The organism is Afifella sp. H1R (genome assembly GCF_021462425.1).
Taxonomy (GTDB): Bacteria; Pseudomonadota; Alphaproteobacteria; order Rhizobiales; family Afifellaceae; genus Afifella; species Afifella aestuarii.
On record NZ_JAKEDY010000002.1, the window covers coordinates 926,473 to 949,515 of the forward strand.

Below are 23,043 nucleotides of genomic sequence, written 5' to 3' on the forward strand. Positions count from 1 at the left end.
GCCCCACGCCTTACGCGGCGCGGTCGATCACATGCAGGAAGGAGCCCGATACGCTGCCGCGGCAGAGGCCAACCTCGCCAAGCGGCGTATCGGCAGCATCCCGGCTGTCGAAGAGGCGCTCCGCCGGGCCTTCGCTCACGATGCTGGCGTAGTGGAATTCATGTCCGCCGAGAGGCCCTGCGAAGGGCCTGCCGGCAAGCGGCGTCAGCCGGCGGTAGCCGAGATGGAGACGCCGCGCGGCGAAACTCGTCACGAGCGGTAGAAGCCCAAGCATCTCGTGCCGTCTGCCTTCGGCGTCGATCAAACCGTCGCCGAGCGTCATGAATCCCCCGCACTCGCCATAGACGAGCTGGCCTTTCAACGCCGCGTTGCGCATGGCACGTTTGAAGGTTATGGCTGCGGCGAGCTTTCCCGCATAGAGCTCGGGATAGCCACCAGGCAGAAAGATCGCACCCGCATCGTCTGCCGGTGCCTCGTCGGCGAGCGGCGAAAAGGTGGTGATCTCGACGCCAGCGGCACGCCAATCGGCGAGCCAATGGGGATAGGCGAAGCGGAAGGCAACGTCGTCCGCGAGGGCGATTTTTTGGGCGAGCGGGGGAAGGGTCGCGGCGTTCTCGTGGCTGTCGCCGAGCGGTTCGGCCGCCTGGAGGACGGCATCGAGATCGACATGTTTCTCGATCAGTGCTGCCGATGCCTCAATGACGGCATCGAGCGTCTGATGCTCCTCCGCCTGGACGAGCCCCAGATGTCGTGACGGCAATGCCAGTCGCTCATCGCGCGGCACGATTCCGATCAGCGGCACGGATGCACGCGCAAAGCCTTCCTGGATAAGACCCTGGTGGCGCTCGGAACCGGCGCGGTTGACGATCGCGCCTGCAAGCGAAAAACCCTCGGCAAGCCGCGCGAAGCCCTCTGCCACGGCCGCCGTCGATTGCGACATGCCGTTGGCTGCGACGACGAGGAAGGTCGGAAGCGCGAGGTGCGCGGCGAGGCTTGCGGTCGAACCAAGACCGTTCGCACCGCCGTCGTAAAGCCCCATCACGCCTTCGACGACGAGAAGGTCCGCGCCTTCCGCCTGACGGGCGGCAAGTGCGCGAAGCCGTTCCGGCCGCATGGCGAAGGGATCGAGATTGGTCGCCGGCGCGCCCGAGGCCGCTTCCAGAAAGCGCGGGTCGATGTAATCGGGTCCGCACTTGGCAGCCTTCACCTTGAGCCCGCGCCGGATCAGGGCGCGGATGAGGCCTGCCGTCAGAACCGTCTTGCCGGAATGGCTGGAGCCTCCGGCGATAAGAAATGCCTTCGGCCCGCTCTTCATGCGGTGCCACCGGCCTCCTTGGCGTCGAGATCGAGGCCCGTGCCGAGAGGGTCCGGATCGAGCTTGCGGCCTTGCAGAGCCCCGAGCCAGTCGAGGCCTTTGCGCAGTTTCACCACTTCGCCGAGAACGACGAGGGCGGGGGGCTCCATCTTGGCAGCCGCGCAATCCTCCGCCGCGCGGCCAAGAACCGTTTCCAGAACGCGCTGGCGTGATGTCGTGGCTTCGGAGACGATCGCCACAGCCTCGTCGGGACCGCGACCTGCCGCCATCAGCGCATCGGCGATGCCGGCCAGGTGCTTGATCGCCATATACATGACGATCACCGGCGAGGCCTTGGCGAGGGCTTGCCAGTCGATCGAGGAGGGGGTGAGGCCCGTCTGATCATGGCCTGTGAGGAAGGTCACGACATGGTTGATGTCGCGGTGCGTGGAGGGAAAGCCCGCATAGGCGAGCCCACCGACACCGGCCGTCACGCCCGGCACGATGCGGAAGGGGATGTTGTGGGCAACGAGCGTCAGGGCTTCTTCGCCACCGCGCCCGAAGATCAAGGGATCGCCGCCTTTCAGACGGCAGACGCGCTTGCCTGCGCGCGCCAGCTCGACGAGATGCAGCGAGATATCGCGCTGTTTGGCCGAGGGCTTGCCGCCGCGTTTGCCGGCATATTCGATGACGGCGCCGTTCCGCGCGTATTTCAGCACGGACGGATCGACGAGCGCATCGTAGATGACATGATCGGTCTGGGCGAGGGCGTTGGCAGCGTGCAACGTCATCAGACCGGGGTCGCCCGGACCGGCGCCGACGAGCCAGACATGGCCGGGTTCGAACTGGGGCAGGTCCGCAAAGAGGGGGGAGGGGGGCAGAGCGTCCATGTCGCTCTTTTTGCAGGAGGAAAACGGCAAGACAAGTGCCTTCGCGGGCTTGCCTGTGCTGCATTCAAGGCGTTTTGATCACAGCACAATCTGGCGGCGCGTTTCGGTCTATCGGCACACGCGGGAATGAATGGAGAGCTCATGGCCAAGGTGATGATCCTCGGCGGCACGGCGGAGGCCGGAGAACTGGCGGCGCGGCTTGCGGGAGACACCCGTCTCGACACCGTCACCTCGCTTGCCGGGCTGACGCGTCTGCCTCAGACGGTGGCCGGCAATGTCCGCCGTGGCGGCTTTGGCGGGCCTGACGGGCTCGCCCAGGCTCTGCGAGAGGGCGGTTATGACGCACTCGTCGATGCGACGCATCCTTTTGCCGCACGCATCGCGCAGCACGCCAAAGAGGCGGCCGAAATGGCGCAGGTGCCGCGCATCAAACTCGTGCGCCCTGGTTTCGAACGCCGGCCGGAGGACCATTTCATCGAGGTTGTCGATATGGCGGGGGCCGCGGCCTCGATTCCGCAGGGGGCACGGGTCTTTCTCGCCGCGGGACGTCGCGAAATCCGGGCCTTTGCGGCGCGCCAGGATCTGTGGTGCCTGATGCGCATGATCGAACCGCCAGTGGCCGGAGAGGAGTTTCCGCGCGGCGAGGTCATTTTGGGTCGCCCGCCCAACGATCCGCAGGCCGAGATTGCGCTCTTCAAGGAACACGGGATCGAATGGATCGTGTCGAAAGATTCAGGTGGCCGTGCAAGCGCCAAGATCGAGGCGGCACGCCTTTTAGGCCTGCCGGTCGTGCTGGTCCGCCGACCGAAACCGCCGGAGGGGCCGAAGGCGGCTCAGCTTGAAGCGATCCTCGACTGGCTGGAGACGACGCTCTTTGCGGTGGTCGATGCGCCGGCCTCTCCAGCCTGAGCGCTCCGCGCACGTCCGTCGCGCGCAATCCAGCTGTCCAAAAAGCCGTCGAGCCACTGGCGCACGGGCGGATCGTAGCGGAACCATTTGGCCATATGGTCGGGCCTCGGCCGCGCGCCCGGCAGATTCATGCGCTCGGCGCCGCGCACGGTCCAGCGGCAGGCCATCGCATAGGTGAGCTCGGAGTGGAATTGCACGCCGAAAGCGGCCGGACCGATCGAGAACGCCTGGTTTTGAAAGAGCTCTCCACGGGCCAGCAGCGTCGCGCCTTTCGGAAGGTCGAAGCCTTCCCGGTGCCATTGATAGACATGGCTCGGCCAGTCCATCATCGCGGCTCCTTCGGGCGTTGCGTCCAGGCGATAAAACCCGATCTCCGCACAGCCTTCGCAATGGCTTTTGACCTCGCCCCCCAATGTCTTCACCAGCATCTGGGCGCCAAGGCAGATGCCGAGGAAGGGGGCTTCTTCCTTGAGAGGGACATTGATCCAGTCGATCTCGCGCTTGACGAAATCGTCGGTGTCGTTGGCGCTCATCGGACCGCCGAAGATGACAGCGCCGCTGTGATCGGCCATCGTCTCAGGCAGCGGATCGCCGAAGCGCGGCCGACGGATATCGAGGGGGTAGCCTTTCGCCTGCAGCATCTGGCCGAGCTTTCCAGGGCTCGATGTTTCCTGGTGCAGGATGACAAGCACAGGCCGTCTGGCGGCGTCTTCCGAGAGCTGACGCCTCAGATAATGGATTGTTGCATCACTCATCGTGTCATTCGCGCTCGCTCTGGGCGTGACGCTCAGCCACGGCGTGCTTCAGGCCGATGCGCGCATTGCGATCGACGCCCAGAAGCTCGGCGACGCGCCAGACGAGATTGTCTTCGAATTCATGTACTTCGCCGTCAACATAAATGACTTCCCAGAGCCTTTCCACCGCGCGGATGCGCTCTTCGATGGTCATCTGCCGTTTCAACACGCTGGTGAAGCGGTAAAGGTCGATCGCTTCGGCGTCGACGCGCTCGGCCTCGGCGATCAGACGCTCCAGATCGTCCCCGCTCAGACCGTAATCCGCCTTGAGAATTTCGCGCATGCGTGCGCGCTCATCTTCGCCGGCAGCGCCATCGACGGCGACGCAATGGACGAGCAATGCGGCAAAGGCCAGTCGCTGATCGTCGTCGGTGAACGGGCGTTGTTGTTCTTCGCCCTTGAAAGTCAGGAAGTTGCGCAGTGCATCGAGCATTGTTGGATCCCTTTGGCACTGAAGCTAGTGCAAGAGGCGTGCCGTTGCCAGTGACGGCTTGGTAAGGCGCGCCAACGTTTGGGTGTGACCCGCTCTAAATCTCGATCAGGTCGAGGTCTTGTCCCAGAGCCTGCTCGGCTGTTGCCACCACGCTTCTGTGATGCGTGAAGAGGATCGGCTGGAAATGTGTGCTCGAGGCTGCAAGCGTTTTGATGCCGGCCGCTGTGCGCTCATCGTCGAAGGTCTGGAACAGATCGTCGCCGATGAAGGGCGCCGGCTCGTTTTGGCGGCAGTAATCCTCCAGAAAGGCGAGACGAAGGGCGAGATAGAGCTGGTCGCGCGTCCCGTCGCTCAGACCGGAAATGGCGATCTGCTCGCCGCTCTTCCGCACCGCTTTGAGTTCCGGCTCGTCTGCCTCGTTGAGCTCCTGCGCAAGTGTTGCAAATGCGTCGGCGGTCAGCATCGAGAAGAGGGTGCCGGCGCGCTCCATCATCGGATCGCTCTCTTTTGCCCGGTGGTGCTCCATCGCGGCCGTGAGAAGCGCCGCTGAGAGTTTCAAGACCGCCCATTGGCGCGCGGCCTCGACGATTTCGACCTCCGCAGCCTGTTTTGCGAAGGCCGCGGCCTCCGAGCCGGGCGCGCGTTCCAGGCGTTCGCGCTCGCCACGCTTTTCTGCGAGACGGGCATAGAGCTCCGCCATCTCCTGGTCGAGTTGCTCTTCGTCCCGCCTCAGCGTTTCCATGTCGATCTCGGCGCGACTGCGATCGAAGGCGGCGAGTTCGGTTCGCACGGCGTCTTCGTCTGCGCCGTCCGATATCTCTGCAAGGCGCTCCCGGCAGCGGGCAAGATCTGCCGCCAGCCGATCGCGTTCCCGCAGCCGCGCGATCAGCTCGCTCGGATCGGCCTCCGGGGTGGCGGTGAGCGCCTCTTCGAGCGCCTTGCGGGCGCGCTCGCAACTCTCTTCACTCGCGATACGGGCCGCCTTTGCGTCGGCGAGCGCCGTCTGGGCCGCTCGCCGTTGTGCCGCGTCGGTGCGGGCTTCCTGGACCCGTTCCTCGAGAAGCTTGATGGCATGGCCGGCTGGAAGTCCTGCGAGCTCTGTCTTAACCTCCGCGACGACGGCTCCCACCCTCGTCTCGAAATCGGCAATGTCGCGGCGCATCCCGGCAACCCGACGCTCGCGGGCATCGCGCTCGCGTCGCAAATCGGGCAAGCGCTCCCACAGACGGATATTGGCGGCGGCCTCTGCGATCGTTGTCTTCGGCGACAGACCGACCGCGTTGGCCGCTGCGCGAAAGCGTTCCTGCCAGAGGCGCTCTTGCTCGTTCAGCCTTGCTGCCTCCTCCTCAAGGCGCTTGATGCGCAACTCGGCGTCCTCACGGCGTCCGGCGAGCGCGCGGCTCTCGGCCCAGGTGGTGGCAAGCGCCCGCAGCCGCTCCTCGATGGCGCGCAGCAAGGCCGGCTGCGGCAGAGCTTTTGTCTCTTCAAGGCCGATACCCTCGGCGATCGCGGCAAGCGCCGGCGCAAGCTCGTCGGCCAGGCGCTGAAGAGCGGAAAGTTCGCTCTCTCGCTCAAGCAGGACGCGCCGGTCGTCGAGGAGACGGGAAATCTCACCGCGCCATGCCATCATGTCGTCGGCGCCGACAGGCGTTACGCCGCAATAAGCGAAGAGCTCGCGATAGGCCCGTTCGGCTTCCTGGAGGGTTTCTCGCGCCTTTGTCTTCTGCCGTTCAAGCGCTTCTGCCTCGCGGAGCTGCGTCTCTCGTTCCGCCTCGTCGATCGCCAACCGGGCGAGTGTTTCGGCACCCGCCAAGGCGTGATCTGCCAGCCGGTCCGCCTCCTTGGTCAAGACTTCGAAGGTGGCGACGGCATGTCGAGTGGCCTCTCCGGAAAGGGGAGCCGTCTCACCGAGGAGGGGACCACGAAGTCCGGCAAAAGCCTGATCACGCAATACGCGTGCCTCATCGATCTCCGCGGTGCTGGGTGGTGCGCTCTTGCCTGCCTCCGCGCTTTCGACGCGGAGTGCTTCCTGCTCCTGATGGTTGCGCATGAGGGCGGTCTCGACTTGACGCAACTCTTCTGAAGCTGCCTTCAGCCGGTTGCGGTGAACGGCAAGCGTTTCGCTGGAGGGAAGTGCGGCCGCAGCGATGTGACCGAGATCGTCGACCGGCGGAACGAGGGCTGCCGCGCTTTCCGCGAGTCTTTGCCGCTGCAACAGGCAGCCGCGGTCAAGCTCGTCGCGCTTTTCCAGTCGGTTCAGATCCGGGCGGAGCGCCAGGAGTTGGTCTTCCCAGCGCCTTGGATCGATCAATGGGACTGCCGGCGCTTCGCGAGCGAGTTCGTTGAGAGCATTGCGCTCTTCCGCAAGACGTCTTTCGGTCGTCTCCCGCGCGCTTTTGAGGCTCTGTCCCTCGTTGACGGTGCTTTCAAGGGCGGCGAGCGCGGCATCCGTCGGCTGCAGACGTTCAAGATCGGTGGCGGCGATCCCGAGCCGGCCGCCGAGGTCTGCCATCTGCGCCGTGTAATCGTCGCGCTCGGCGATGACGCGGGGAAGGTCGCGCTGGCTCTTGGCATAGTCGCCCGAATTTCCGTAAAGCGCGCTGATCGCCTCGGCCTTATCGATGAGCGCCTGATCGACAGCGATGGCTGCGAGCTTTGCTTCTGCCGCCTGCACGCGGTCGTGGACCGCGCCCAGCGCCTCTTCTGCGCGGGCGGCCTCGTGCAGCCGGACTTCCAGACGTTCGGCAGTGCCGGACGGGTAGGCTGCGAGATCTGAGAAATCGGCGAGCCGTGCCGTTTCGCGATCGATCTCCGCGACCGTCGGTTCGATCTGGCGCAGCCGCTGCAGCGTCTGCAGTTTCTGACGTATTTTCGCGCGGGCAGAGGCCATAGCCTCGTGTTCTTCCTGAAGCTCGTCGATTGCGCGGTTGAGGTCGCGCCAGTCGCCGGCGCGCAGCTGGCTCGCGCGTTCCTCCTTGCGTGCATCTTCATGGCGCTCGCGGATCTGGTAGAAGAGGCGGTCTTTGGAGGCGCGTGGCGCGAAGATGCGCGTGGCGTCTTCCTCCAGCCTCGTTTTGGTGGCCCGCAGATGCAAAAGCCCCGACGCGGCAGCAAACAAAAGACTGCCGAGTTCACCTTCGGCGGCGAGCATGGCATCGGCTCCGGCACGCAGCCGCGTTGAATCAAGACCGAATGCCCGCTCGAATACATCGCGAGACAGACCGCCGGTGAAGGGCAGAAGCGCGTCGTCACGCAATGGCGTTTCGCTGTCGTCGTCGGAGAGCAGCGTGAGCTTGCGTCCGCGCTTTCGCCGAAATGTGAGGCTCGTTCCGTCCCCCGCCCGGAGGCTTGCGGCCACACGAAGTGCTTTCGTCCCGTGCAGGAATTCAAAGCCGTTGGTTCGTTCTGGAAAGCCGAAAAGGAGGTCGGAGATGGCGGCAAGCGCGGAGGATTTGCCGGCTTCGTTGCGCCCATAGACGAGATGCAGCTTCGCCCCGTCGCGGAAGCTGATCTGCCGCTCGGAAAATGCGCCGTAGCGTAGCAGCGTGAGGCGCTCAAAGCGCATCGGCATCCTCCCAGGCTGCGAGACGGACGCGCAGAAGATCTGCGGCTTCGGCGAGAAGAGCGGTGGTACCTGCACCGAGCGGTGTCTTCTCCGCGCCAAGCCCGCCCGGCAGCTTGGCGGTGATTTCGGCGATGATCGCGTCAGCCTGCTCGGCGATCTCCGGATCGTGCACGAGCGTTTGAAGCAACGGTTCGATATCGAGCTTCTGATCAGGGCTGACCGCGTGTGCCGGTGTTGCCGGCTCGCTCACGCGCAGATCGAGCTTTTCCAGCCAGATGTCGGGATGGCAGCGATGGCATGCGGCCTGCACGTCATCGACGAGATTGGCCCGATCGGCGACCAATCGCCGCCGCAGCGGCGAGGCGCCAGTGAGGCGGAGACGCAGGGCCAGGAGCCGGTCTTTTGCGGCCTCGGCATGGGTGGCGATGCGTTCTTCCACCGCTGTCAGAAGCTGCGGCATGGTCTCGATGCCGGCAATATCGAGCGTTGCCTCGGCAAAACGGGCCTCATCGACCAGAAGTCGCTCTTTGTTTGTCACATGCCCGTCCTCGACGGTGACCAGGACGGCGCCTTTCTCACCGATCTCGCGGATAGAGCGGGCCTGAAGATTGCCAGGAAAGACGATCGGCGGATCCTCGGCCACGATCTCGAAATCGTGGACATGGCCGAGTGCCCAGTAATCATAGCCGCGCGCGGCGAGCTCCTCGGCCGAACAGGGGGCATAGCTCGCATGCGGCGGGCGTCCCGTCAGCGCCGTGTGCAGGACGCCAACGTTGAAATAACCGGGGACGGGCGGTGGGTAGGCGAGCGCGAGATTGTTGCGCTCCGCACGTTCACGGAACCCCTGGCCGTGCAGAGCCACTTTGAGAGTGTCGATGCGGAAGCTCTCCGGCTTCGCGGTGTCGAAGGCATGCACCGAGCCTGGAAGCGCGATGCTCTTCGTCACCACACTGTCAGCGTCGTGATTGCCTTTGAGGAGAAAGACCGGGATGCCGGCGCGGTCGAGACGCGCGACCTCGCGGTTGAAGAAGAGGCCGACATTGTTGTCCGGCCATTCGCCATCATAGATATCGCCGGCAATGACGAGGAAGGCGACTTTGCGTTCGATCGCCTGGGCCACAAGGTTTTGGAATGCGCGTCGGATCGCCTGCGCAAAGCGTGCGGCGATGTCTGGATCCTTGACGCTCAGGCCTTGCAGCGGGCTACCCAGATGCAGATCGGCGGCGTGCAGGAAAGTGAAGGATGCCAAGGAATCCTCGTCGCAGGCAAAGAGCGGATAGGTTCAGCTATGGGATGCGTGGGCGATGATCGCAAGCCGGCCTTTGTCGAGACGGGTCGTCGCGCGACATCGTCGGTCGCGCTCCTGCCTCTTGAGGACCTTATCCCCTCTATGCAGATTGCGCCCAGGCGGGGCGCAGATCGATCACAACGGAGAGGTTCCCCATGGCGCAAATACAACCGGATCCAGACGCGGTCGACAAGCAACCCTCGGAATCCGTACAGGCCGCTGACGGCCGCTTCCGTATCGCCGACCTTTCGCGCTTTCACGCGGATCCGGACAAGTTCTTCGACTTTTCCTACCGGCAGACGCTGCACGATATGGTCGAGGCTGTGATCGAGGCCGAAGCGCCGGTGCGGGAAGATATCCTGGCGCAGCGCATCGCCCGCGCTCATGGCTGGCAGCGGACTGGCCGGCGCATTCGCGACCAGATCGCCAAACATCTGCGCGAGGTCGATCGTACGGAAGAATCGTCCGGCGACTTCCTGTGGAAGAAGGGAACGGTTGCGAGCCGCGTCGCCTACCGGCCGCCGGCAGGGCCTGCGCATCGCCGCGCCGTCGGCGAGATCGCCATCGCGGAATTGAGCGACGTGGTGGAGGCCAATCTGGCGCTGCTCGACGAGGATGATCCGCCGCTGGTGCTGGCCCGGCTCATCGATGTGGAGCGTCTGTCGGCGAGCGCCCGCGCGCGGCTCGAAGAGGCGATCGAACGCACGCGGCCGTAGCCTGGGAATGTTGGTCCTCTAGGAGGGCCGATCTAGGCAGAGGTGGCTTCGCTGTCGGCAGTCAGAAAGCGGTAGCGCTCATCGAGATAGGACGCCCACGGATCATCCGGGCCGAGCTCGTCGATCAGCGGCCGGAAGAGCGCCTCGGTCGAGCAACTGACGAAGTCGCCCGGCGTTTCGAGAAGGCCGCTGAAGACGGCAAAGGCGTCCCGGCCGAATGGTTTGAGCGCTGGCGATGTCACTTTGCGCAGAGCCAGATTGGCGGACGGGGCGATATGCAGGACGCGGACCCGCTCCGCGCCTTCTTCGTGCGCTTTCTGCATTTGAAAGGCGAGCATCTGCTGGCGCAGGAGCTGATAAAACGGCTCGTAGAAGAAATCGGCCAGCGAGAGCCCGAGATCTGAGCGGATCGGACCATCTGGAGCGAAGGTGAGATTCCCATAACGTGAGATGCGGACCTCATGGCCTGCCGGCGCGAGCGGTGCGCCGTATCTTTCAGTGTATTTCCACTCGATCAGCAGCGTCTCGCGCCGGCCCTGATGCTGGAAGGCGAGGCAGGCATCGGCGCTGGTGCAATTGGCGCCGCGGGTGCGTCCCCCGTTGCCAGTTCCTTTCGCCACTGAGCGGCTTTCGTTGAGATAGTCGCCGCCGATCCATTCGAAAGCCACATACCAGGGACGTCCTTCCGGCCCGGCTTCGATCGGGAGCATGCGAGGTGGGGGAATGTCGAGCGCCTGCGAGACGAGCCGTGACAGGATTTCGGGTCGCTCGGCGAGAGGCATCAGGAAGTTGAGACAGCACGCCTGCGATGAAAGCGCATGGTCGGCTGCAAGATGCCAGGTGATGTGGCGCTCAGAGAAATAGGCGGCGGCACTGGTGCGAATCATCGGGGCGAGGTTGAGACGCTCACCACCCGGCTTCAGCCAGAAATCATAGCCGCGGTGCCCGATTTGCTTCGGGAAATTCTCACGAAAGTAAGCCGACTGGCTGTACTTTTCGGAGGCGGCGAAAGACGCGCCTCGCGAAGCCTTTGGCCTCCGTCCTGTCACCGGCGCGCCGGACGGGCTGAAGCTGCTCTGGTTTGATCTGTCAGGGATGCCTCCCGGGTTGGACAGGGAGGCGATGGTGCCGCATGCCGGACTCGAACCAGCGACCCCCTCATTACGAATGAGGTGCTCTACCAACTGAGCTAATGCGGCCCGACCGAGCCTTGGCTCGGCGACAGGATGTCGTCGATCGACACCGGGCTTTGAGGGGCAGTGCCCCTTAGCGCGCCACCTCTTAGCGAAATGTCGGCGCGCGGGCAAGCGGGGAAGACACCCGTTTGCCATGGGCGTTTGCCATGGCGAAAGTCTCAGAAAAGCCTGAAGCGGCTGCGTCCGGCCTCTTCATCGGGTTTCTTTTCCTCTGGCCCCGGGTCGTCCGGGAGGCGCGGCCTATTGCCCTGGCTGCCATTGGCGCGAGGCGAAGCATCCTCGTCGTCGGAATGGGCATCCTTTGGCGCATCGACCGGGACGGGCGGTGCTTTGGGTGGTTCGCCCTTCCCCTCGGCCAAGGGGTCAGGCCGCCTGGGAGCCGTATTCGCCGATGTGGCGGGCGTCGGCGTGGCCGGGGTGGGAGTAGCCGGGGTGGGAGTAGCCGGGGTGGGAGTTGCCGGCGTCGGAGTCGCTGGTGTCGGGCTCGCCGCAGGCGAGGCGATCGACGGCTTTTCATCCGTCGGTTTTGCTTCTGCTGAGCGGCCGGCTGTGCTCTCGACAGACTTGCTGTCGGGCGCGACTGGCGCGGCAAAGGATGTCGTGGCCTGTGAGCCCGCCCCGCTCTCCTTCGGTTTTGCGGCATCGGTTGTCGCGGAACCCTTTGGGGTCTCTGGCGTACCCGTCGCCGCCGGCTTGTCGGATGCTGCGGGAGAAGAGTCCCTCGGCTTCGGCGGCTGGATGGCTCCCACACCGGCTGCTGCGCCGGCTCCGCCAATGATGGCGGCTGTCTTGGGCTGCTGTGTCTGCGGAGACTGCGTCGGTGACGATGGCGAGCCTGCCGCCGGACCCGACTTGTTTTTATCGGCCGCCGTTGCAGTCTGCGGCTCGGCCTTTGTCGCCGCCGCGGCGGGCGAAACCGAGGCGACGGGCTTTGTCGCTTCCGGCTTTCCGGCATTGGCGGGTTTCGTCGCTCTGTCTGTCTGCGTGGGCGCTGTGGCAGGTGCCGTCTCCGGTCCGCTGGCCGCAGATGTCGTGGGCACGGGCGTTGTGGTCAGTGTTGGGGTCGGACCGTCGTCGTGCAGAGGACTGATCTCGCGCGGACGGAAGCTCGCCTCGTCGATATCGATGGTGCGCCGGCTCTCCGGCTCCTCGATCGGCACCTTCCATTCCACCGCGTCGATGCGGCCGGTCACCGGCGAAACCGGCGCCCATTCGTCGAGGATCACGCCATCGGCCGTCCAGGCCGGATCGCGCGGGGCGTGCACGGCGCGCGACAACCATTCGCGCGCGCGGCCGCGGTCGCCATGCTCGCCTTCCTCGATCTCGGCCATCATCAGAAGCGCGTTTTGCGTCGGACGCGTGCGGATCATCGGCAGGAGCGTCTCGCGGGCGCGCTCCCAGTCACGCGAGCCGATCGCCGCGCGTGCCATCACCATTCGTGCGGCATCTTCCTGCGGGCGCAGCTTCATCAGGGTTTCGAGACGCTGGAAGCGGTCGCGGGCGGAATCGCCCGGGCGCACATTGGCGTAGGCGTCGGCAATGTCTGGATGCGGATTGGCCTTCCACGTGGTCTCCAGAACGCGCGTCGCGCGACGGATGTCGCCGAGGCGGGAGGAGAGGCGGCCGGCGAGAACCGCCGCCGGAACGAGGCCCGGCTGCAGGCCATGGGCCTCGAGCGCTGCTTCCTTGGCTTTGTCGGGCTGACCGTCCTCCCAGTCGATTGCCTGGGCGGTCAGGATGACGGCGCGCAGACGGCGCGCTTCCTTGCGATCGATGTCTCCGGTCTCGGCATAACGCGAAAGCGTCTTCAGAGCCTCTTCCCAGGAGCCTTCCGCCGTCTGATAGCGCATCAGGGCGCGCGAGGCCCAGGCAGCCGAAGGCGAGGTCTCGCGCGCCTGTTCGGCGAACGCGCGGGCCGTGTCGTGATCCCCTTCGCGGGCTGCTTCGATGAACAGGCCTCTCAGGCCCACGATGCGTGTCCGCTCGTGGCCAAGCATGCCCTTAAAGGCTTCACGCGCTTTGGCGTGGTCGCCGCGCAGCTGGGCCGTTTGTGCCCGAAGCAGCAGAGCCAGAGGCTCGTTGTCGCGGCGCGCCAGGTCGTGGGACGCCCGCTCGGCTGTGCGCAGATCTCCGGCGGCGACGGCGAGAAGGCCCGTCGACAGCGCTTCGCGCTGGCGGCGTTCGCGGCGGCGGCGCCAGGATTGGCGGGCTTTCCACGGGAAACGCAGGATGAGCACGATCAGGCCGACGATGATGAAGCCGGCAGCGAGCGCCAAGAGAGCAGCGAGGGCGGCGCGGGCAAGCCCGACCGTATAGGCCGTGTCGGCGAAGGTGAGGGTCACTTCGCCGGGAGCCTCCTTCAGCCAGGAGAAACCCAGCACGAAGGCGAAGACGACGGCGATGAGAATGAGGAAGCGAATCATGTCAGGTCCTCAGCCGGCGGCGTTGAGGCGGGAGAGAGATTTCGCCCGAAGATCTTCCGCGAGCGCGTCTGCGTCGGCCCGAGCCTTGAGCTTTTCGGCCCAATCGGCGGAGGGCTGGCGCACATCTTCAGGCAGGCTCTGCCATTCGGCATAAGCCTCACTGAGGCGGCCGGCAGCGAGATCGGCCTCGATACGGGAGACGATGGCATCCGGTTCGTCACCCTGACGCGGCCCTGCCGGCCGCACCTCGACGAGGCCGCGCGCGCTGGCAAGGAGCCGGTCCATCACGCCGACATCCTCGGCGGGTGCATCGGCCGCGCGCAGGATCTTCGGAACATAGGTGTGAAATTCCGCTGCGAGAGCTTCGCGCGTCGGCAGCCCTTCCGCTGCGTGCGCCGAGAGCGTTTCGGTCACGGCACCTTCGCCAGCAAAGCCTGCGACGGCCTTGAGCTCGGTTTCGTAAGGTTCGCCGCTTGCCACCGCGTCGGCGAAAGCTTCGGCTGCAACGGCCGGCGCGATCGCGGTGGCGTTCTCGATGCTTCCTTCGAGCGTTGCAACACGCTGGGAAAGCTCCTCGAGCTGGGCTCGCGTCTGCTCAGTCGTGCCCTGTGTCTCCTGAAGCGCGCTCTGTACCTCCGTGACCGAATCGCGAACCTTCGAAAGGTCGTTGCTGTTGGCCGCGCCGGAAACGCTCTGCTGCAGCGTTGTGAGCATCTGCTGGTTGGTCGTCACCGCCTGTTGCAGCGGGCCGAGATCGACGGGTGCGGCGTTTTCCAGATTCCCGAGGCGCCCGGAAAGTTCATCGAGACGGCCGGAGAGGGCTTGAAGCTCTTCTTCGCTGGCGCCGGTGCCGGCACGCGTGGTGGCTCCGGCGGGCGCGTCCTCACCGCTGTTCGCTGCGGCGCTCATCTGCTCTTCGAGCGAGGCGACACGGCTGCGCAGATCATCGAGTGCGCCCGGTTCTCCCGCTGCGCTGCCGCTTTGCTCTGAGAGGTTTGCCACGGAACGCTGCAATTCTGAGACTTCCGCGCGGAGATCGTCTGATCCGGCTGTTGGTGCGGTCGAAGGCTGGTTCTGCAGGGCGCGGAGCTGCTCCTGGAGTTGTGCCTGCGCACTCTGGACGCGGGCAATCGCCGCGTCGTTGTTGCTATTGCCTGTCGCGCCCATTCCTCCGCTGCCATTCGTGCCCGGAAGTGTCACGCCGTATTGGGGCCCATAGGTCTGGAGCGCCCAGGCGCCACCGAGGGCAACGCCTCCGCCGACGATGCCGGCGAGGAGGAGCCCGCCAAATCCGACGCCGCGCTTCGCTGGCTTTGGCGGTGGCGGCGTCTTGCCGGAAGTCGATTTTTCGGCCTCAGGCTTTGTCGCGCCTTTGTCGCCTCCGCTTGCGTTGGCAGGTTTTGCGCCGGTGTTCGGGACGGCTGCCGGTTTGCCCGCCGTCGTGGAGCCGGATGCCGTGGCGCCGGCCGTGCCGGTAGCGCGCGTGGCGGTCTTGTTGTCCGCTCTTGCCGGCTCTTTTTCGGGCGTTTTGTCTGAGGTCGCGGCCGTTTTGTCCGCGGTGACCTTCTCCGCGACGGTGGCCGATGCCGAAGGCTTCGCTTCCGCCTTCGAGGTCGCTGTGCCGGATGTCGCGGCGGCGGCGCCCTTGGCCGCTGCGTCCGTCTTGCTGGCACTCGTGCTGTCGGCGCCCCGGCTCGCGGCGCCGGTCTTCACGGCATCCTCGCGATGTGCGCTTTCATCTTCCGATGGCTTTACGGGCCCGGCCGGCGCGCCGGTCTTGCCAGGCTCTTCCTGGCGTCCCTCGCGGTCGCTAGCCATTTTCGGCGTTTCAGTCTTTTTGGGGTCGGCGGGGCCGCCCGCGGAGCTCTGCTTCACTTCTTCGGCCTTCAGATCGATTGTCACGGGTTTACGCTTGTCGCCCGAGGCGGACATACGCTTGTCCTCAGGTTGCCTGGCCACCTGCCCCTCCTGCAGCTGAAAGCCGATCGCGGCGATCGGTTCCTCAATTGTTATGCCCTAATGCGGGCGTTGGTGGAACGCCTCGCCCATTCTGCCGGCCTATCCGTCGCAAGAAGGCCCTCGGTAGCGCGCAATCATATCAAAGAGCGAAGCCTGATCGGGGCGATCTGACACAAGGACTGGGCCGCGGGCAATGGGTCTGAGCGGCGCGGCGGCCTGGTCGGACAGGCAGAAGCAGACGATGTTCTCTCCGAGCGGTGTCAGCCCGGCGGTTTCCAGAGCGCGCGCGAAGGTGGCGGCACTTTGCTGTGAATAGATGAGGATACCGGCTTCTTCACCTGAGGCCAGCATGTCGCGCGCACGGCTCTTCAGCTCGTTGACCGGCTCTGAACGGTAGATCTCTCGCAAGACCACTTCGAAGCCGGCGGTCGCCAGCTTGTCCTCGAGTGCCCCGGCGCGGCTATTGGCGGCGAGGTAGAGGACCGGGCCGTCTTCGGGCTTCAGTGTTTCGCGAGCCAACACGGCAAGCGCGTTCACATCGCCGCCTGCGCTGCGGACGTCTGGGAAGCCGAGATGATGTCCTTCGGCGGCCGTGCGGTCGCCTACCGCAAGCAATGGCAGATGCTGCAGGCGGGCGAGTTCCGCATGGGCGGCAAGAGCCCGCACTGCATTGGCGCTCGTCACCAGCACCGCCTGAAAATCGTCCTCCGGCAGAGGCGCCTGAAGCGGCACCACGGCAAGGGCCGGCGACCGCACCACCTCATGGCCGAGAGCAATCAGCGTATGGGCCGTGCGGCTACCATCAGGTTCGGGGCGGGTGACGACGAGGCGCATCAGGCGATCCCGATCTTGGCCAACAGTTCGGCAGAGGCGCGGCCGCGCACCTCGGCTCCCGTCTCGCGACCGATCTTCTCTGCATCTGCAGCCAAACCTTCGGCGGAGCCTTCCAGGACTTCCGTGCCGTCGGGCGAAAGCAGAAGGCCTCGGAAGGAGAGCTTATCGCCCTCCACCTGTGCCCAGCCGGCGATCGGTGTGCGGCAGGAGCCGTCCAGCGTGTCGAGGAAAGCGCGTTCGCAGGTGACGGCAGAGGCGGTCTCGGTATGACCGATCTTGGTGAGGAGATCGCGCATCTTTGCATCGTCCTCGCGGCACTCGATGACCACTGCGCCCTGACCGCAAGCCGGCGGGAATTCCAACGGATCGAGAAGCGCCGTTGCATGGCTGTCGACACCGAGGCGGCACATGCCGGCATAGGCAAGCAGTGTCGCGTCGAGTTCGCCGTCTTCGACCTTCTGGATGCGGGTCGGCAAATTGCCGCGCAGAAGCGTGATCTCGAGGTCGGGTCTGGCTCGCCGCAAAAGCGCCTCACGGCGCAAGGAGGCGGTGCCGAAGCGGGCACCTTCGGGCAGATTTTCAAGCCCGCCGCCGTGATGTGAAATAACTGCATCGCGAATGTCAGCGCGCGGCAGATAAGCGGCGAGCGTCAGCCCTTCCGGGAGGCGCGTCGGCATATCCTTGGCGGAATGCACGGCGATATCGATGGATTTGTCGATCAGCGCCTCTTCAATTTCCTTGGTGAAGAGGCCTTTGCCACCTGCTTCCAGCAGTGCACGATTTTGAATACGGTCGCCCGAGGTCTTGATGACGACGATCTCGATGTCGGCTTCGTCGATCCCGGTCGCGACCAGCGCGTCACGCGTCGCATGCGCCTGCCATAGAGCCAGGCCGCTGCCGCGTGTCCCAATTCTGAGCCGTTCCATTTGCCCCTTCAGCTTAGCCGGTGCTACACGCCTAGGGTCTAATCAGCCAAGGGGATAAGTGCAATGGACCCGGTCCTCCCCGGCGTCCCCCCAGGCGCCGCATCGAGTGTCCTCGGCATCGAAACGAGCTGCGACGAAACCGCCGCATCCGTCGTGACTCGGGGCCCGGACGGGAAGGGAAAAATCCTTTCAAATGCGGTGTTCAGCCAGATCGCGGAGCATTCCGCCTTTGGCGGGGTCGTGCCGGAAATTGCTGCACGCGCGCATGTGGAAGCCCTCGACGGCATCATTGCCGCAGCCCTTGCGGATGCGGACAAACGTCTTTGCGATGTCGATGCGATTGCTGTGACCTCCGGGCCGGGCCTCATCGGCTGTCTCCTCGTCGGCGTGACCACGGCGCGGGCGCTTGCGGCCGCTGCCGGGCTTCCGCTTCTCGGTATCAATCATCTGGAAGGCCATGCGCTCACCCCGGTTCTTACCGATGATGTTGCCTTTCCCTATCTCCTTCTCCTCGTTTCCGGCGGACATACGCAACTCGTCGCCGTCGAAGGCTATGGTTGCTACCGACGCCTCGGTTCCACCATCGACGATGCGCTCGGCGAAGCTTTCGACAAGACGGCAAAGCTCCTTGGTCTTGGCTATCCGGGCGGTCCGGAAGTGGAGAAACGTGCTCTCAGAGGAAATCCGGGCCGCTTCAACTTGCCGCGGCCGCTTCTCGGCACAAAAGGCTGCGACTTTTCATTCTCGGGCCTGAAGACGGCGTTGCGCATCAAGGCGGAGACACTGGTTCCGCTGTCTGAGACGGATATCGACGATCTTTGTGCCGGCTTCCAGGCGGCCGTGGCCGCGATTGTCGCCGAGCGCACAGCCCATGCGCTCACCCTGCAGCCGTGGAACGCCCTCGTTGTCGCCGGCGGGGTCGCCGCCAACCGGGCCGTCCGTTCCGCCCTGTCCGACCTTGCCGACAAAGCCGGCATCGCCTTCGTGGCGCCGAGATCCGACCTATGCACCGACAATGCGGCGATGATCGCCTGGGCCGGGCTCATGCGCCTTAGCGCAGGCGAGGCGGTCGAGGAGATCGTCGCCCGTCCGCGTTGGCCCCTCGATCAGGCCGCGGAACCACTTCTCGGCTCGGGCCGTCATGGAGCTCGCGTTTAATGAGTACGTCTTTTCGCAAAGTCGCTGTCGCGGGAGCCGGCGCTTTCGGCACCGCGCTTGCTCTTGTTGCAGACCGCGCCGGGGCTTCGGTGACCCTCTGGACAATCGACGAAGCCGCCGCCGCACGACTGGCAGCAAGCCGTGAAAACAGTGATTTTCTGCCCGGTCCGCGTCTGCCGGAGACGATCCACGTCACCAGCAACACATCGTGTCTCGGTGACGCCGATTGCGTGCTTCTCGTCGTGCCGTCGCAGGCGACCCGGTCGCTGCTGGCCGGAATTGGCGAAACGCTTTCGGACGACGCCGTGGTTGTCGCCTGTGCCAAGGGCATCGAGCAGGAGACCGGTGCGCTGCAGGGTGAGATCGTGCGGGCGGCGCTGCCGAACCATCGGATCGGGGCATTGTCGGGTCCGGGCTATGCCGCGGAGATCGCCAGGGGGCTGCCGACCGCCGTCACGGTGGCAGCGAGTGAGATTGCCGTCGCGGAGCAGGTGGCCGCCACCCTCTCTTCCGACAGTTTCAGGGCTTATGCGAGCGACGACATCATCGGCGCGGAGCTTGGCGGCTCGCTCAAGAACGTCATTGCCATCGCCGCCGGCATCGTCGAAGGCCGCCGGCTCGGCGAGAGTGCCCGCGCCGCTCTCGTCACCCGCGGTCTTGCCGAGATGAGCCGTCTCGGCGCGAGAATGGGGGCTCGGCCTGAGACTTTCATGGGGCTCTCTGGTCTCGGGGATCTCATGCTGACGGCGATGAGCCGGCAATCGCGCAATACGAGTTTTGGCATTGCACTGGCCGAGGGTCGATCAGTTGCCGAGCTGACCGCTCCAGGCAAGCCGTTGGCGGAGGGCGCTTTCACTGCCGCCATCGCCGCGCGTCTTGCCCGCGAGCACGACATCGACATGCCGATCACGAACGCCGTCGCGGCGGTGCTTTCGGGCAGGCTCTCCCTCGACGAGGCGATCGCAGCCCTGGTCTCCCGGCCCTTGAAGCAAGAGATCGCCTGAGGCACGAAGACGGACCGCTGCAAGTCCTTGAAAGGGGTGGGTATGGCCTATTGGCTGTTTAAGTCGGAGCCGCACAAATGGTCGTGGGACGACCAGGTCAAAAAAGGTGCGAGGGGACAGGAGTGGGATGGCGTGCGCAATTATCAGGCGCGCAATTTCATGCGCCAGATGAAAACCGGTGAGCGCGGGTTCTTCTACCATTCCAATGAAGGCAAGGCGGTCGTCGGGGTTGTCGAGATCGTCGCCGAGGCGCATCCCGATTCCACGGACGAGAGCGGGAAATGGGAGTGCGTCGACATCAAGGCCGTGGCGCCGTTGAAGGAGCCCGTCTCGTTGGAGACCATCAAGGCGGACGAACGCCTCTCCGAGATGGTGCTCGTCAAAAATTCGCGCCTGTCGGTGCAGCCTGTCAGCGACGACGAGTTCGCAATGATCTGCCGACTGGGAGGGTTGGTAGCCGACGACGTCAAAGCCGGTTAAGAGCTGACGCAAGGCTTTTTTGAGGTTGCGGGGCGGTACCCATTCGCCTTGCGAGGGGGAGACGGAATGGCTTTTGCCGGAATCAATTATTTTGCCGTCATTGTGGCCGGGTTTGCCGCATTCGGCTTCGGCGCCATTTATTACGCGGTGCTGGCAAAGCCGTTTACTGCCGCGACCGGCCTCATCCAGGTGAAGGTCGATGATGGCGATGAAAACGTCGATCGCACGCCGCTTCTCGTCTCTCTCACCGGCGAGATATTCATGGCCTGGATGCTTGCGGGTCTCATCGGACATATCGGCGAGGTGTCGATCATCACCGGCCTCGCCTCCGGCTTCTTCGTGTGGTCGGGATTTATCCTGGTGCCGCTCGTCGTCAATCACCGCTACCAGATCATGCCTTGGACGCTCACCTTCATCGATTCCGGCCACTGGCTCGGCGTCGTCATGCTCCAGGGCTTCATCATCGGTGCGTTCGGGACGTAAGATCGGGGTGACCAAAGACGGCCACGGAGCACGCTCTTGCATTTTGGCAGCATGAATTATTGGGCGATTCCGCTCGCCGCAGTTTTCGGCTTCCTCACCCATCTCCTGTGGCTGCGTATATTGCCGGCCGCCAAGGGCGTTAGCGGCGATGTCCGGCGCTCGCTTGCAGTGGGCGTCCCCGCGGTTCTGCGGCAGATCCTCGTCTTCATCCTTATTTTGATTATGGCCTATGTGCTCGCCGGCGCGATCGGCCATCTTGGCCCCGGTCAGACGACCACCCGCAACGGCGTCGTTTCCGCGGTTATTCTCTGGGCCGGCTTTGTCGCCACGACCTCCGGCGTCAACGGTGTTCTCGCCGGGCAGCCTGCGCGACAGACTTTCATGACGATCGGTCGCTGGTTTTCTGTCCTCGTCGCCGAAGGCTTTTGTCTCGGCGTTTTCGGGGCATGAAGGCCCGCCCTGGTCACGACTTCGAAGCGCTCGATATTATGTACGAAAGTGCGAGGACCGTGGCATGGACAGCCGCGGCCGCCTCGGCATAATGCCGCGGTATAATCCGGGCTGTAAGGTCCGACACAACCTTGGGGAGGCTCATCCATGTCTGACGCGAAAGTACATTCCGTGACGCCCGAATGGGCCGAGCGTGCCTTCATCGATTGGGACAAGTACCAAGAAATGTACGCCCGGTCCGTTGAAGACCCGAACGGTTTCTGGGGTGAGCAGGCGCAGCGCATCGACTGGATCAAGCCCTTCACCAAGGTGAAGAATACCTCCTATGACTACCACAACGTGTCGATCAAATGGTTCGAGGACGGCACGCTCAACGCCTCGGTCAATTGCATCGACCGCCATCTTGCCGACCGCGCCGATCAGGTTGCCATCATCTGGGAGGGCGACGAGCCTTCCGATGACAAGCACATCACCTATCGCCAGCTTCACGAATATGTCTGCCGCCTCGCCAATGTGATGAAGGCGCACGGCGTGAAGAAGGGCGATCGTGTCACGATCTATATGCCGATGATCCCGGAAGCGGCCTATGCGATGCTCGCCTGCGCCCGCATCGGCGCCATCCATTCTGTCGTGTTCGGGGGCTTTTCGCCGGATTCCTTGGCGAACCGCATCGAGGACTGCCGTTCCGATTTCATCATCACCGCGGATGAGGGCGTACGCGGGGGCCGCAAGATCCCGCTGAAGGCGAATACCGACAAGGCTATCGAGCGCGCCGAGAAGGATGGTGCTTCAGTCCGCAACGTCCTCGTCGTGAAGCGCACTGGCGGCAACGTCACCATGAAAGAAGGCCGCGATCTCTGGTATCATGAGGAGATCGAAAAGGTTGACGCCGATTGCCCGGCCGAGGAGATGGGCGCCGAAGATCCGCTCTTCATCCTCTATACGTCGGGGTCGACCGGAAAGCCGAAGGGCGTGATGCACACGACCGGCGGCTATATGGTCTATACCTCCATCACCCATCAATATGTCTTCGACTATCATGACGGCGATATCTATTGGTGCACGGCTGATGTCGGCTGGGTGACGGGCCATTCCTATATCGTCTACGGGCCGCTCGCGAACGGTGCTACGACGCTCATGTTCGAGGGCGTGCCGAACTACCCATCGGGCTCACGCTTCTGGGAAGTCTGCGACAAGCACGGCGTCAATATCTTCTACACGGCGCCGACCGCCATCCGTGCTCTGATGGGGGCCGGCGACGAAGCGGTGACGAAGACCTCGCGCAAGTCCCTGCGGCTCCTCGGCTCCGTTGGTGAGCCGATCAATCCCGAAGCCTGGGAATGGTATTATCGTGTCGTCGGCGAAGAACGCTGCCCGGTTGTCGACACCTGGTGGCAGACGGAGACAGGCGGCATTTTGATCACGCCGCTGCCGGGCGCCATCGCGCAGAAGCCGGGTTCGGCGACGAAGCCTTTCTTCGGGGTGCAGCCGGCGGTCGTCGACAACGAGGGAAACATTCTCGAAGGCGCCACGGAAGGCAATCTCGTCATCCTCGATTCCTGGCCCGGCCAGATGCGCACGGTCTATGGCGATCACGACCGTTTCGTGCAGACTTATTTCGCCACCTACAAAGGCACTTACTTCACCGGTGACGGTTGCCGGCGCGATGCGGACGGGGATTACTGGATCACCGGCCGCGTCGATGACGTGCTCAATGTTTCCGGTCACCGCATGGGCACGGCGGAAGTCGAATCCGCGCTCGTTGCCCATCCGAAGGTGTCGGAGGCTGCCGTCGTTGGTTACCCGCACAACATCAAGGGTCAGGGCATCTATTGCTACGTCACCTTGATGGCGGGCGAAGAGCCGACCGAGGAGCTGAAGAAGGAGCTCAGGAACTGGGTGCGTTCCGAGATCGGACCGATCGCCTCGCCGGACCTCATCCAGTTCGCGCCCGGCCTTCCGAAAACGCGGTCCGGTAAGATCATGCGCCGCATCCTCAGAAAAATCGCCGAGGACGACTTCTCCAATCTCGGCGACACATCCACCCTCGCCGAGCCTGCCGTGGTCGACGACCTCGTCGAGCATCGGCAGAATCGCGCCAACTGAGGTAAACGGCTTTTGGTTTGGCAACCTGGGGTCCTGGCGGCTTGCGCTGGCACCCCAGGTGCGGAATTTTCTTAAATTCTCAACCAAACCAGAACTTTTTTCGTCCGATCCCCGATGACGGCCGCATAATCTAAG

At 64.4% G+C, this 23,043-nt stretch carries 19 protein-coding genes and 1 tRNA gene; 8 read left to right on the forward strand and 12 right to left on the reverse strand.

Annotated elements, in window-relative coordinates; all coding sequences use genetic code 11:
* Window positions 1-10: 10 nt before the first annotated feature.
* Together L0F51_RS15860 and cobA are read right to left on the reverse strand one after the other, a co-directional pair.
* Entirely contained in the window at window positions 11-1,315 is a 1,305-nt protein-coding gene (locus tag L0F51_RS15860; RefSeq protein WP_234630126.1) for a cobyrinate a,c-diamide synthase, read from the reverse strand.
* On the reverse strand, window positions 1,312-2,184 hold the full coding sequence (cobA, locus tag L0F51_RS15865; protein WP_234630127.1) for a uroporphyrinogen-III C-methyltransferase: 873 nt from the start codon (window positions 2,182-2,184) through the stop codon (window positions 1,312-1,314). Before cobA ends, L0F51_RS15860 begins: the two co-directional genes overlap by 4 nt.
* A gap of 141 nt (window positions 2,185-2,325) precedes the next feature.
* Between cobA and L0F51_RS15870 the strand changes: the two genes are divergently transcribed.
* Entirely contained in the window at window positions 2,326-3,093 is a 768-nt protein-coding gene (locus tag L0F51_RS15870; RefSeq protein ID WP_234630128.1) for a cobalt-precorrin-6A reductase, read from the forward strand.
* Here the strand turns inward: L0F51_RS15870 and L0F51_RS15875 are convergent.
* From L0F51_RS15875 to L0F51_RS15890, 4 genes are all read right to left on the reverse strand, one after another.
* Window positions 3,018-3,848, reverse strand: a complete 831-nt coding sequence (locus tag L0F51_RS15875) for a glutamine amidotransferase (protein WP_234630129.1) — start codon at window positions 3,846-3,848, stop codon at window positions 3,018-3,020. The genes L0F51_RS15870 and L0F51_RS15875 overlap by 76 nt on opposite strands.
* 4 nt (window positions 3,849-3,852) lie before the next feature.
* The gene (locus tag L0F51_RS15880) at window positions 3,853-4,320 is read right to left on the reverse strand and encodes a TerB family tellurite resistance protein (protein ID WP_128290552.1); all 468 of its coding nucleotides are present in this window, start codon (window positions 4,318-4,320) and stop codon (window positions 3,853-3,855) included.
* Window positions 4,321-4,414: 94 nt separating this feature from the next.
* Window positions 4,415-7,885 (reverse strand): YhaN family protein, encoded by a 3,471-nt coding sequence (locus tag L0F51_RS15885; protein WP_234630130.1) that lies wholly within the window; start codon window positions 7,883-7,885, stop codon window positions 4,415-4,417.
* Window positions 7,875-9,134, reverse strand: a complete 1,260-nt coding sequence (locus L0F51_RS15890; RefSeq protein WP_234630131.1) for a DNA repair exonuclease — start codon at window positions 9,132-9,134, stop codon at window positions 7,875-7,877. Before L0F51_RS15890 ends, L0F51_RS15885 begins: the two co-directional genes overlap by 11 nt.
* Before the next feature lie 194 nt (window positions 9,135-9,328).
* On the opposite strand from L0F51_RS15890, the gene L0F51_RS15895 reads away from it, so the two are divergent.
* Complete coding sequence (locus tag L0F51_RS15895; protein ID WP_234630132.1) at window positions 9,329-9,889, forward strand: DUF3320 domain-containing protein; 561 nt, start codon at window positions 9,329-9,331, stop codon at window positions 9,887-9,889.
* Between the two features lie 32 nt (window positions 9,890-9,921).
* Here L0F51_RS15895 and L0F51_RS15900 read toward each other — a convergent pair whose 3' ends face one another.
* From L0F51_RS15900 to hemC, 6 genes are all read right to left on the reverse strand, one after another.
* Entirely contained in the window at window positions 9,922-10,938 is a 1,017-nt protein-coding gene (locus L0F51_RS15900; RefSeq protein WP_234630133.1) for a hypothetical protein, read from the reverse strand.
* 74 nt (window positions 10,939-11,012) lie between these two features.
* A tRNA-Thr gene (locus tag L0F51_RS15905) sits at window positions 11,013-11,088 on the reverse strand.
* Between the two features lie 155 nt (window positions 11,089-11,243).
* On the reverse strand, window positions 11,244-13,508 hold the full coding sequence (locus tag L0F51_RS15910; protein ID WP_234630134.1) for a heme biosynthesis HemY N-terminal domain-containing protein: 2,265 nt from the start codon (window positions 13,506-13,508) through the stop codon (window positions 11,244-11,246).
* Between the two features lie 9 nt (window positions 13,509-13,517).
* Window positions 13,518-15,467: a hypothetical protein gene (locus tag L0F51_RS15915; protein ID WP_234630135.1), complete on the reverse strand. Its 1,950-nt coding sequence runs from the start codon at window positions 15,465-15,467 to the stop codon at window positions 13,518-13,520.
* 99 nt (window positions 15,468-15,566) lie between these two features.
* Window positions 15,567-16,301 (reverse strand): uroporphyrinogen-III synthase, encoded by a 735-nt coding sequence (locus L0F51_RS15920; RefSeq protein WP_234630136.1) that lies wholly within the window; start codon window positions 16,299-16,301, stop codon window positions 15,567-15,569.
* Window positions 16,301-17,227 (reverse strand): hydroxymethylbilane synthase, encoded by a 927-nt coding sequence (gene hemC / locus L0F51_RS15925; RefSeq protein ID WP_234630137.1) that lies wholly within the window; start codon window positions 17,225-17,227, stop codon window positions 16,301-16,303. The genes L0F51_RS15920 and hemC overlap by 1 nt, the downstream gene beginning before the upstream one ends.
* 63 nt (window positions 17,228-17,290) lie before the next feature.
* Here hemC and tsaD point away from each other — a divergent pair, with 63 nt between their 5' ends.
* The 6 genes from tsaD (at window position 17,291) to acs (ending at window position 22,908) form a co-directional block, all read left to right on the forward strand.
* A complete protein-coding gene (gene tsaD / locus L0F51_RS15930) occupies window positions 17,291-18,385 on the forward strand; it encodes a tRNA (adenosine(37)-N6)-threonylcarbamoyltransferase complex transferase subunit TsaD (RefSeq protein ID WP_234630138.1) in 1,095 nt (364 codons plus the stop codon).
* Window positions 18,385-19,389, forward strand: a complete 1,005-nt coding sequence (locus L0F51_RS15935) for an NAD(P)H-dependent glycerol-3-phosphate dehydrogenase (RefSeq protein WP_234630139.1) — start codon at window positions 18,385-18,387, stop codon at window positions 19,387-19,389. The genes tsaD and L0F51_RS15935 overlap by 1 nt, the downstream gene beginning before the upstream one ends.
* A 42-nt stretch (window positions 19,390-19,431) precedes the next feature.
* Complete coding sequence (locus tag L0F51_RS15940; protein ID WP_234630140.1) at window positions 19,432-19,869, forward strand: EVE domain-containing protein; 438 nt, start codon at window positions 19,432-19,434, stop codon at window positions 19,867-19,869.
* Window positions 19,870-19,935: 66 nt separating this feature from the next.
* Window positions 19,936-20,352, forward strand: coding sequence for a DUF1761 domain-containing protein (locus tag L0F51_RS15945; protein ID WP_234630141.1), 417 nt, complete (start codon window positions 19,936-19,938; stop codon window positions 20,350-20,352).
* 36 nt (window positions 20,353-20,388) lie between these two features.
* Window positions 20,389-20,802, forward strand: coding sequence for a DUF1761 domain-containing protein (locus L0F51_RS15950; protein ID WP_234630142.1), 414 nt, complete (start codon window positions 20,389-20,391; stop codon window positions 20,800-20,802).
* A 147-nt stretch (window positions 20,803-20,949) separates the two neighbouring features.
* Window positions 20,950-22,908 (forward strand): acetate--CoA ligase, encoded by a 1,959-nt coding sequence (acs, locus tag L0F51_RS15955; RefSeq protein ID WP_234630143.1) that lies wholly within the window; start codon window positions 20,950-20,952, stop codon window positions 22,906-22,908.
* The last annotated feature ends 135 nt before the right edge of the window (window positions 22,909-23,043 follow it).